Consider the following 1,728-nt stretch of genomic DNA (forward strand, 5'->3'; position numbering starts at 1 on the left):
GAGGCTGTCTCGAAACACAATTCGAGATGGCCTTTTTTATTTAATAAATATATTAATCTCTTTGCTGAGTTTTCCGTTTCTGGCGGACAATTGAATAAAGAAAGGACTTATGCCGCCCATTTCTTCAGATTATGTGCTAATGCAAGTAATCCAGCTTCAATTTCAACCTTATCACATCCCCTAAGCATAAACCTTTTAAAGTTTTTGTTTTGTTTGATATTGCCGAAGACGGGTTCTACGTCATAACACCGCTGTTTGCGTTTAGCGATCCCTTGGGGAGATATTAATTTTTCCCTGGCCATAGCTTTTAGTCGGTTAAGCTGCTGGTTTACTTCCATTATCCGGTTTCCTTGTTGTTTGTGACACGGACCATGAAGAGGGCATTCAGAGCAATTTTGTGCCCGATATCGGGAAAGTTCCTGATTAAATCCGGTTGCAGTTACTTTTGTAACTGTTCCAATGTAGTCCATTTTCTGTCCCATTGGACAAAAATAACAGTCACCCTGTGCATCATAATGCAGCTGATCAGGATGACCAATTGGATTAGCAATAGTCTGCTGCTGCTCTTTGGCGAAAGAACCATATTTCACAAATGCCTCTATGTTTTCTTTATCCAGGAACTGATAATTCTGGTGGCTTCCGTACCCGGCATCTGCTGTAAGCTGCTGGGGATGAAAACCATACATTTTTTTATATGCTTCCAGATGTGGAATAAGGGTAGTGGTATCGGTGGGCTTTTGATGAATGCTGTAATTTACTATAAATTGTTTGTGGGTACTGATCTGAAGGTTATACCCCGGCTTTAACTGTCCGTTAAGCATATGATCTTCCTTCATGCGCATAAAAGTAGCATCCGGGTCTGTTTTAGAATAGCTGTTCCGCTCACCCAGGATTTCCTTTTGGAGAGCGTATTGCTCCAGTTTTGCCGGCCAGTTCTTAGCGGCATAATTCAGCTTTTGCTTTACTTTAGGGTCAACTTCTTTATCCCGGAGCGCCTGGTTGATCGATTCGATAGTCTGTCTTACTTTTTGTGGATCGGTATCGTTAAAGTCGGGAGGCGTTTGCTGCCGCTCGGCTTTGGCTACCTGCTGGGAATAGCTCCATAACTCTTCAAGCTGACGGGCAATCCGTTCCTGGCTGGTCTTAATGGCCTTGCCCCATACAAAGCTATATCGGTTGGCATTGGCTTCTATCTTGGTACCATCGGTATAAATATCCTTTAGTTCGATCTGTCCGGTTTCGTTAAGCAGAAAGACGACCTGAGCAAACACTTCCTTGAGTACATGTTTGAGCCGCTCACTTCGAAAACGGTTAATGGTATGATGATCCGGATAACTCATTCCTGAAAGGAACATGAAATGTATATTCTCCTTGCAGGCTGCTTCCAGTTTGCGACTGGAATAGATATTACTCAAATAACCATACACCAGAACCTTAAGAAGCATCCGTGGATGATAGCTCGAAGTTCCTCCTCCTTTATATTGTTTAGAAAGGATATCCAGATCTATTTCATCGATTATTGATCCAACCAGTCTTACCGGATGCCTCTGAGGGATCAATTCATCCAAAGAAGGTGGTAAAAGGAATTGTTGATGGGGGTTATAGGTCTTAAAAACAGGCTTCTTATTGAGACTTTTCATACATCAATATACTGATTATCAATATATTATGCAAATTAACTTGTATATTTATTCCATAAAAAAGAGGCTGTCCTTTTGAGACAGCCTC

The 1,728-nt window shown here is 41.7% G+C and carries 1 protein-coding gene; it reads right to left on the bottom strand.

The genetic code is table 11. The features are described 5' to 3' along the window. Positions 1-107 precede the first annotated feature (107 nt). Positions 108-1,640, bottom strand: coding sequence for an IS1182 family transposase (locus BLR27_RS18300; RefSeq protein WP_090707322.1), 1,533 nt, complete (start codon positions 1,638-1,640; stop codon positions 108-110). Positions 1,641-1,728: the final 88 nt, after the last annotated feature.

This window comes from Daejeonella rubra (assembly GCF_900103545.1).
Classification (GTDB): Bacteria; Bacteroidota; Bacteroidia; order Sphingobacteriales; family Sphingobacteriaceae; genus Daejeonella; species Daejeonella rubra.